Raw genomic sequence first — 466 nt, 5'->3', positions numbered from 1 at the left:
TTCAAAAAGCAAATACAGGTACCTATAGTACAGAAGATATAGCAAATGTTGATGAGGAAATGAATGCTTTAGCTGCAGAAATAACAAATATTACTGATAATACTAAATTTAATGGTGCTACAGTAATGGATGCTGCAGATATAGTTATAGATGATGCAGGGAATACGTTAACTATTGGAGCAGCAGTTTTAACTGACGCTACTGGTGTGACAGCAAGTGCTACAGCTACTGATATTGATGCAGCAATAGATGAGGTTAATACACAGAGAGCGAAATATGGTGCATTACAAAATAGACTAGAACATATAGTTAACAATTTAGGAACTACAACAGAAAACTTACAAGCATCAGAATCACGTATTAGAGACGTAGATATGGCAAAAGAAATGATGAATTTCTCAAAGAATAACATCCTATCACAAGCTGCCCAAGCAATGCTTGCTCAAGCTAACCAACAACCACAAGG

At 35.8% G+C, this 466-nt stretch carries 1 protein-coding gene; it reads left to right on the top strand.

Annotation, left to right across the window (positions count from 1 at the left end):
* A partial coding sequence (locus tag A500_RS19175; protein ID WP_016209223.1) for a flagellin occupies positions 1–466 on the top strand: 466 nt, incomplete at both ends.

Origin of the sequence: Clostridium sartagoforme AAU1, from assembly GCF_000401215.1 — a bacterium.
In the GTDB taxonomy this organism is placed as follows: Bacteria; Bacillota; Clostridia; order Clostridiales; family Clostridiaceae; genus Clostridium; species Clostridium sartagoforme.
Note: the sequence above shows the minus strand (reverse complement) of the source record. Positions and strands in the feature narration are given on the sequence as shown.